This is a genomic window from Streptomyces lunalinharesii (assembly GCF_039532155.1).
Taxonomy (GTDB): Bacteria; Actinomycetota; Actinomycetes; order Streptomycetales; family Streptomycetaceae; genus Streptomyces; species Streptomyces lunalinharesii.
This window is the reverse complement of sequence record NZ_BAAARK010000082.1, coordinates 1-7828: the sequence shown is the minus strand read 5'-3', so window position 1 is coordinate 7828 and position 7828 is coordinate 1. Positions and strand designations below refer to the sequence as shown.

The 7828-nt window shown below is 71.3% G+C and carries 6 protein-coding genes and 3 pseudogenes; 7 read left to right on the top strand and 2 right to left on the bottom strand.

Annotated elements, in window-relative coordinates; all coding sequences use genetic code 11:
• Positions 1–477: pseudogene (locus tag ABD385_RS40765) on the top strand (IS5 family transposase); the annotation flags it as partial.
• Positions 478–678: 201 nt separating this feature from the next.
• Positions 679–888, top strand: a pseudogene (locus ABD385_RS40760) (cupin domain-containing protein); the annotation flags it as partial.
• A 229-nt stretch (positions 889–1117) separates the two neighbouring features.
• On the opposite strand, the gene ABD385_RS40755 reads toward ABD385_RS40760, so the two are convergent.
• Entirely contained in the window at positions 1118–2089 is a 972-nt protein-coding gene (locus ABD385_RS40755; protein ID WP_344585276.1) for a TetR/AcrR family transcriptional regulator C-terminal domain-containing protein, read from the bottom strand.
• 179 nt (positions 2090–2268) lie between these two features.
• On the opposite strand from ABD385_RS40755, the gene ABD385_RS40750 reads away from it, so the two are divergent.
• The 5 genes from ABD385_RS40750 to ABD385_RS40730 all read left to right on the top strand — a co-directional run bounded on the left by ABD385_RS40750 (position 2269) and on the right by ABD385_RS40730 (position 7376).
• Positions 2269–3495 (top strand): FAD-dependent monooxygenase, encoded by a 1227-nt coding sequence (locus tag ABD385_RS40750; protein WP_344585274.1) that lies wholly within the window; start codon positions 2269–2271, stop codon positions 3493–3495.
• 204 nt (positions 3496–3699) lie between these two features.
• Positions 3700–4020 (top strand): carbohydrate-binding module family 14 protein, encoded by a 321-nt coding sequence (locus ABD385_RS40745; RefSeq protein ID WP_344585272.1) that lies wholly within the window; start codon positions 3700–3702, stop codon positions 4018–4020.
• A gap of 708 nt (positions 4021–4728) precedes the next feature.
• Positions 4729–5595, top strand: a complete 867-nt coding sequence (locus tag ABD385_RS40740) for a helix-turn-helix domain-containing protein (protein ID WP_344585270.1) — start codon at positions 4729–4731, stop codon at positions 5593–5595.
• Positions 5592–6494 (top strand): aldo/keto reductase, encoded by a 903-nt coding sequence (locus ABD385_RS40735; protein ID WP_344585268.1) that lies wholly within the window; start codon positions 5592–5594, stop codon positions 6492–6494. Before ABD385_RS40740 ends, ABD385_RS40735 begins: the two co-directional genes overlap by 4 nt.
• 84 nt (positions 6495–6578) lie before the next feature.
• Complete coding sequence (locus ABD385_RS40730) at positions 6579–7376, top strand: alpha/beta fold hydrolase (RefSeq protein WP_344585267.1); 798 nt, start codon at positions 6579–6581, stop codon at positions 7374–7376.
• Positions 7377–7630: 254 nt separating this feature from the next.
• Here the strand turns inward: ABD385_RS40730 and ABD385_RS40725 are convergent.
• A pseudogene (locus ABD385_RS40725) lies at positions 7631–7828 on the bottom strand (L-histidine N(alpha)-methyltransferase); the annotation flags it as partial.

Below are 7828 nucleotides of genomic sequence, written 5' to 3'. Positions count from 1 at the left end.
GGCCTGGGCCGCTCGCGCGGCGGGTTCACCAGCAAACTCCACCTGAGCGCGGATGGCCGCTGCCGCCCGCTGTCCCTGATCGTCACCGCAGACCAGCGAGCGGACTGCACCCAGCTCAAACCCGTCCTGGGCAAGATCCGCGTGCCCCGGCCAGGGCCGGGCAGACCCCGCAAGAAGCCGGACAGCCTCGCCGCCGACAAGGTCTACAGCAACGGCCCCGTCTGCGAATACCTTGCAGCGACGCGGAATCCGGCACACGATCCCGGAGAAGACCGACAGCCAGGCCGCCCCCCTGCGCAAAGGCTCACGCGGCGGACGACCAGCCGGCTTCGACGAGGACCGCTACAAGAAGCGCAACACCGTGGAACGAGCGACAACCGCCTGAAACAGCATCGGGCCGTCGCCACCCGCTATGACAAGCGCGGCTACGTCTACCTCGGCACCGCGACCGCGGCAGCCCACACCATCTGGCTACGAACTCGATCGGCCGGACAAGTCCTAGCTGGGCGGTGCTTCGGGGAGCAGTGCCCAGGGCCGCGGCGTGCGAACTTTTCAAGCAATGCGACAGCGCTGGTTGCCGCGCTCAGCGGTGGTACGCGGCTGTCGGTACGGCGGCTGTCGCGATTTCGGTGAGAGGCGAAGAACAGCCAGCCCCAGGCCGATCCCGCCGTATCGGTGATGGGTCCCGGCGACGGCGAGAGCATCGTTCTGGGCACCACGCGTATGCGCGTCCTGGGGGACGGCGGCCACACCGGGCACCGCCTCGCGATCGCCGAGTCCATCCTCGCCCCGCACACCCAGGGACCACCGCAGCACCGCCATGCCCAACACGGCGAGGGCTTCTACGTCCTTTCCGGCACCGTGCGGTTCACCGTTGGGGACGAGGACCTTCGACCGTGATTGGTTCGCCGAACGGCCGCTGCCCGCCGCCCCACGCGCGGGCCTGGGCCAGCCCCGGCGCCCCGCCGACGCCCGCACCCGTGAACCGCCCCGCCGAAGCCGTTGCATCGGCCGACAGTGCGCCCCTGAGACCGCCGATGGCACGGCGTAGCGAGGGGGGTCCCGCCCCGACGCTCCTCGGTTCAGATGGTGGGCAGTTGAGCCGGTGGGTGTCTCGTCACGGGGCGGCACCCTCACCGAGGAGTGCGGCGAGACTTTCCACGAGGTGCTGGAGACCGAAGTCGAAGAGCGCGTCGAGGTCGAGGTCGTAACCAGTCGCGGCCAGGCGTGCGAGCATCGGGAACCGCCCGGTGGCCAGGATCTCCTGGAGGGCGGGCTCCTGGGTATCCATCCACTCCTCGCTGTCGAGGCCGCTGAGGGCCTCCGCCTCCTGCTCCGCTTCCAGGTTGATGGCAATGCCTCGGGCGTAATTGAAGAGCATGAGGTGCGCGGTGAAGGCGGTCGAGAGGTCGAAGCCGCGTGCGTGCAGGGCGGTGAGCATCCATTCGCTGAAGGGCAGCGCTGCGGCGACCAGCTGCGGGCGGGTCACCGACAGCGCCGGTGCGAGCCAAGGGTGGCGGCGGAACAGCTTCCACAGCAGCCGGGCCGCGAGTTCGATCTGCTCACGCCAGCCTTCCGGCGGGTCGGCAGGCAGGGGCTGCTCAGCGAAGACCGTGTCCATCATCCGTGCCAGCAGGTCATCCTTGTCTGCCACGTGCCGGTAGAGCGACATGGTCGCCACCCCGAGCTCAGCGGCCACCCTGCGCATCGAGACCGCGGCCAGTCCCTCCGCATCGGCGACCATGACGGCGGCGGTGACGATCCGCCCGAGCGTGAGGGCCTGGGCTGATGGCACCTCCGAAGACGCGCCCAGGCGTCGGGTGGACGGGGGACGGGGGTTCGGTGCCGGGCGGTTCGGGTGTTCAACGGGGGCCTCGACCACGGTTCCGACGCCGGGGACGGCGCGGACCAACCCGTCGCGCCGCAGTTCGGTGATCACCTTGGTCGCGGTCGCCATCGCAACGCCCCAATCCCGGGTGATCTCGCGGGTCGAGGGCACCCGCGCGCCCGGTTTCAGCTCACCCGCCTCGATGCGCTGTCTCAGTTCGGCGGCGATCTGTCGGTAACGCGGTACTGCCTGTCCGTCCATCGATCCTCTCTCGCACTAGTGCACGTGGACAGGCGTCATCCTAGGCGCCGATGAGACGAGGCATCTCCGGCAGGCGTCGATGCAGGACTACCGTACTAGTGCGCACATAGGTCAACTCCCCTCGTATGAAACCAACCCCGCACTTGTTCTGGCCCAGCGTACGGCGTACATTGCCGGCCATGCAGAACACCGAGATACTCGTCTCCGGCGCCGGCATCGCCGGGCCCGCGCTGGCGTACTGGCTACGCAAGGCAGGCTTCACCGTCACGGTCGTCGAACGGGCGCCGGCGCCCCGGCCGGGCGGCCAGACCGTGGACCTGCGTGGCGCCGGCCGCACCGTGATCGAACGGATGGGCCTGATGGGCCGAGCCAGGGCGGAGAGCGTGGACCAGCGCGGCCTCGCACTCGTCGACGCCTCCGGCCGGACCACCGCGCGGGTGCCCGCCGACAGCTTCGACGGTGAGGGAATCGTCTCCGAGATCGAGATCCTGCGCGGCGATCTGGCTCGTCTGCTGTACGAGGCCACCTTGCCCGAAACGGAATACCTCCTCGACGACACCGTCACCGGGATCGCCCAGGACGCGCACGGGGTCACCGTCACCTTCGAGAAAGCCGCCCCGCGCCGCTTCGGGCTGGTCGTCGGCGCGGACGGCCCGCACTCCGTGGTGCGCGCGCTGGCCTTCGGTCCGGAGCGGGAGTTCGTCCACCCACTCGGCCTCCATACCGCCTGGTTCACCGCCACTGACGACCTGGAACTCGACGGTTGGTACCTGATGCACAACGCGCCCGGCGGGCTGGTCGCCTCCGCGCGGCCCGGACGCCTCCCCGGCGAGATCAAAGCCGGCCTCAGCTTCCGGTCGACACCGCTCGCCTACGACCGCCGCGATGTCGCCGCCCAACAGGACCTGGTGGCCCGGCGCTTCGCCGGCGTCGGCTGGGAAGCCCCGCGCCTCCTGCGGGCGATGCGCACCACCTCGGACTTCTTCTTCGATTCCATGGGCCAGGTCCGCCTCGACCGCTGGTCGCGCGGTCGCGTGGCGCTGCTGGGTGACGCGGGATACTGCGCGACCCCGCTGACCGGTCTGGGGACCAGCCTGGCCCTGGTCGGCGCCTACATCCTCGCCGGTGAACTCGCCACCGCCGGCGGCGACCACCGCATCGCCTTCGGCCGCTACGACGAAGCGATGCGACCGTATGTGAGCCAGGCCCAACAACTCCCGCCGGGCGGCGTATCGGGGTACGCGCCCTCGGGCACGCTCGGCATCCGCCTGCGTGATTTTTCGATGCGGTCGATGACCCGCTGGCCAATGCGGAAGCTGCTCGCCGCGCAATTCGCGAAGGCCGGGAACATCGCGCTGCCGGAGTACGGTCTGGACGCTGGTGAGCCGGTGGTGGCCGCCTGCTGAGAGCGCGCGGCACGGTGGGTGGTCAGGCGCTGTTCCGGGCTGTAGTCACCCCCGCACCATGCCTGCACCGGAGCGGGCCCACCACTGACCGGCCGGCTTGCTGATCGTTTCCTGACGAGGTTTCGAAGTCGCCTCAAGCAGATGACGCTGCAACACCCGCTCGCGGCGAAGGCGACCGGGAGCCTTCCTGGTCGTTGAGGTGGTATGACCGTTCCTCCGAAGGCCCTGCTGGGCCCTCTCGCCGCGCTCGTTCTCGCGCTCGCGGCCTTCCTGCCGTCCCAGGCCGCCACGGCGGCGACCATGTCCGACGCTCACCGGACCGCTCCACCGGTATGCACGAGGGAGGGGGAGATGATCGCGGACCCGGATGATCCGCATTGGCTCTACCACTGCTCCAACGGCGTGGCCTACCACAAGCTGTGTCCGGCCGGTTTGCACTTCAATCCCTTCCTGGAAACCTGCGACTGGCCGGAGCATGCCAACAACCCCGCGGCCACGACCGGTTCGGGACAGCCGGCCGGATAGACAACGGAGTCGCGGCCGCCCACGGTGCCGGGCGGCTGGCCCGAGGGCAGGCGGCCCCAGGCGCGAGACCTACGGTGAGCCCTGGGCCGCCTACCAGGCCGCGGTTTCCGCCTGGCTACCCAGGCTCCGACCCTGGCCCGGCAGCGCCCGCGCCCGGCTGTACGTCGCGGAAAGCTCCGGCCCATGCAGCCAGTTCGGCCGCTGGCTCGCCCAACGGCGGCCCGTGGCACTGGAACTCGTACCGGCCGAGCGGCACCCGCGGCCCCTGCGCCGGATGACGTACGAGACGGACGGCGGTGCCGTGCGGACCGAGGGCATCGCCACGCTCGGCCGGGTGCTCAACCACCTCCACCTCGGCTGGGCCGTACTGGGGTGGCTGCTGGGTGATCCCAGGCTTGCCGTGGTTCGTCCAACTCTGCGCCGACGCGTTCGGGGCGGGCCCGCGCGACATCCGACAACCGCCTCGGTAGGAGGAGCGGGGAGCCACCCACCTGGTCCGCGACCATCAGGCGCGCAGCATCTGACTTGCGTACCCGGTGCAGCCGATCGACGTGCCGGACCGGAGCCGGCCGGCCCTCGGACACGCCCGTGACTACCGCCCCCGCCCCCGCCTCTGCCTCGGTGGAAGGCTCCTGGGGCGCGGCGCCTGGGCGGGTGGGTGCACCGCACCCACGCCCCGACCCATGGGCGGGATCTAACGTGGCGGACATGGAAAGCAACAACGAGCTCGGTGACTACCTGCGTGCGCGCCGCGCGATGATCACGCCGCGGGACGTCGGGCTGCCCGACGGCGGGGACCGGCGGGTGCCGGGGCTGCGGCGGGACGAGGTGGCGCTGCTGGCCGGGGTGAGCACGGACTACTACATCCGCCTGGAGCAGGGCCGTGAGCGGCACCCGTCCGAGCAGGTGCTCCGGGCGATCGCCGGGGCACTGCGGTTGGACGGTGCCGCGGCCGGCCACCTGTTCCGGCTCGGCCGGCCCGTCTTCACCACGGCGGCCGCGGCGCCGACCGTCGCCCCGGAGCTGGTGCGGCTGATGGACGGCCTGCGCGACGTGCCGGCCTTCGTGGTCGGCGCGGCACAGGACGTGCTGGCGGCCAACGCGATGGCGCGCGAGCTGTATCGCGGATTCGCGCGGTACGACAACCTGCTGCGGATGATCTTCCTCGACCCGTTCGCGCGGGAGTTCTACGCCGACTGGGACAAGGCGGCGCACACCGCGGTGGGCAACCTGCGGGCGTCCGCCGCGCGGTTCCCCGGCGATGAGCGGATCGAACGGGTCGTCGGCGAACTCAGCGTGCGCAGCCCCGCCTTCACCGGCCTGTGGGCACGTTACGACGTCAGTCCCCGCACGCAGGAAGACAAGCACTTCCGCCACCCGCACGTGGGCGAGGTGCGACTGCACTTCGAGGCGCTGGCCGTCACCAGCGCCCCGGGCCAGCACCTGTCCGTCTACAGCGCGGAACCCGGCAGCGCCAGCGCCGACGCCCTGCTCCTGCTCCGCCGACCGACCGAGCAGGGCTCGGCTCCCACCGACCAGGACACCCCCGCAGAGGAAGAAGACGTCCGATCATGACCGCCGCCCTGTCCGAAGCCGCCGGCACCTTCAAGATCGCCGGCAAGCAAGTCGCCCGTCTCGGATTCGGCGCCATGCGCCTGACCGGGCTCGGTGTGTGGGGCGAGCCCGCCGACCGAGAGGAGTGCGTCCGCGTGGTGCGCCGGGCCGTCGAACTCGGCGTGCAGTTGATCGACACCGCGGACTCCTACGGCCCCCACGTCAGCGAGGAGATCATCCGGGAGGCGATCCGTCCCTACCCCGACGACGTGCTCATCGCGACGAAGGCCGGCCTGACCCGCAACGGCCCGGACACGATCAGGACCCGCGACGGGCTGGTTCGCCTGGGCCCCAAGGCATGGCCGCCCCTCGGACGTCCGGAGTACCTGCGCCAGCAGGCGCTGATGAGTCTGCGCCGGCTCGGCCTGGACCACCTCGACCTGTTCCAACTCCACCGCATCGATCCGAAGGTCCCGTTGGAGGACCAGGTCGGTGAGCTGAAGAACCTTCAGGACGAGGGCAAGATCGTCGCGATCGGCCTCTCCCAGGTCACCGTCGACCAGATCGAGCAGGCGCGCACGATCGCCGAGATCGCCACCGTTCAGAACCGCTACAACCTCACCGACCGCGGCTCCGCCGACGTCCTGGACCATTGCACCCGCCACGGCATCGGCTTCATTCCCTGGGCGCCCGTGGCCGCGGGCGAGCTCGCCCGCCCCGGCGGGCCGGTCGACCGGATCGCGACCGCCCACGGCGCCCGGCCGTCCCAGGTGGCGCTGGCCTGGCTGCTCGCCCGCTCCGAGGTCGTCCTGCCCATCCCCGGAACGTCCCAGGTCACCCACCTGGAGGAGAACCTGGCCGCGGCCACGCTGCGCCTGACCGACACGGAGCTCGACGAACTCACCGACGCCGCGTCGTGACCCGTACCCCCGCGGGGACCAGCCGCCACCCGCCACGCCGGCTCGCTCCCTCCCACCCACTCACCGAAAAAGGCACCTCACACCATGCTGCTTCCCTCCACTGAGGCAGGCCGGGGACGGCCCGTCGTCCTGCTGCACGCCCGGCCCACCGACCGCACCATGTGGAACGACCACCTCCCGCTGCTCGCCGAGGCGGGCGTGCGGGCCATCGCCCTGGACCTGCCGGGCCACGGCGACGCGACCGTGCCCGACCGCCGCGAGGTGGCCCCCTGGTCAGACGTGCTCGACACCCTCGACCACCTCGGGGCCGGCCGCTTCGTGCTCGCCGGGAACTCACTGGGCGCCCTGGTGGCGCTCCAGGCCGCCGTCACGGCACCCGAGCGCGTCGACGGACTCGTACTGGTCGGGTACCGGCCCCACGACCAGCCCGCCTCCCCGTGTCTGGACGCCGCCTGGGAGGCCGAACGGACGGCGCTGGCCGCCGGCGACCTGGACGCCGCGGTGCAGGCCGGCGTCGAGGCGTGGACCTCGCCCGGGGCGCCCGAGGAGGTACGCACCCACGCCGCCCGCATGCTCCGCCGGCAGCTGACCGAACAGCTCACCCACGGTGAACCGCCGCAGGCAGCGGATCCCGTCGGCACGGGCCCGGCGGCGCTGCGCACGCTCAGGGGCGTGCCCGCCCTGGTCGGCGTCGGCGAGCACGACATGCCCGACTTCCACGAAGGCGGCGAGGCGCTGGCCCGCGACCTCGACGCGGGCCGGGCCGTCGTCGTCCCCGGCGCCGGACACCTCGCGCCACTGGAACAGCCCGCCGCGTTCTGCACCCTGCTGCTGGACTTCGTCCACAGCCTCCCGCAGCAGTCGTCGCCCGCGCACAGGTAGGACCGGCCGCCAGGCCGTCGACGTCATCTCCTGGCTCCGACCGGATGCCCACACCTCACCCGAGCGGAGCCTGTTGCCAGCCCTACGGCGACGCGACAGTGGGCCGGTGCCGCGAGTGCTCCGCCCCCTCCCGACGTGCTCCGCCGTCTCCCGATGTCTTGCGGGGCTGAGAGGATCTCGCCCGGATCGATTTCGTTCCTCAAGTCCGACCCAATTAAGAGACGTTCCTCAAGTCCTGCCTCAACAACGGACGTTCAGCGTGTCGGAGTCGCTGCGACGAGGACTACCTGGCTGTCCTGGCCGCCGTGTTCGAGCAGGCGCACCTGGAGCCCGCAGTCGGTCAGTTGGTCGGCCACCGCCGTACTGTCCTGGTAGAGGTAGCGCCAGACGACGACGGTGTCGTCCGGTTCGAACGACACCGTTCGGCTGCCTCCCGCGGCGTCGAAGGTCAC

Excerpts from the sequence above, each read along its gene's own strand:
- ABD385_RS40745 (WP_344585272.1), top strand. The coding sequence starts at position 3,700 with ATGACCGTTCCTCCGAAGGCCCTGCTGGGCCCTCTCGCCGCGCTCGTT.
- ABD385_RS40735 (WP_344585268.1), top strand. The coding sequence starts at position 5,592 with ATGACCGCCGCCCTGTCCGAAGCCGCCGGCACCTTCAAGATCGCCGGC.
- ABD385_RS40740 (WP_344585270.1), top strand. The coding sequence starts at position 4,729 with ATGGAAAGCAACAACGAGCTCGGTGACTACCTGCGTGCGCGCCGCGCG.
- ABD385_RS40755 (WP_344585276.1), bottom strand. The coding sequence starts at position 2,089 with ATGGACGGACAGGCAGTACCGCGTTACCGACAGATCGCCGCCGAACTG.
- ABD385_RS40750 (WP_344585274.1), top strand. The coding sequence starts at position 2,269 with ATGCAGAACACCGAGATACTCGTCTCCGGCGCCGGCATCGCCGGGCCC.
- ABD385_RS40730 (WP_344585267.1), top strand. The coding sequence starts at position 6,579 with ATGCTGCTTCCCTCCACTGAGGCAGGCCGGGGACGGCCCGTCGTCCTG.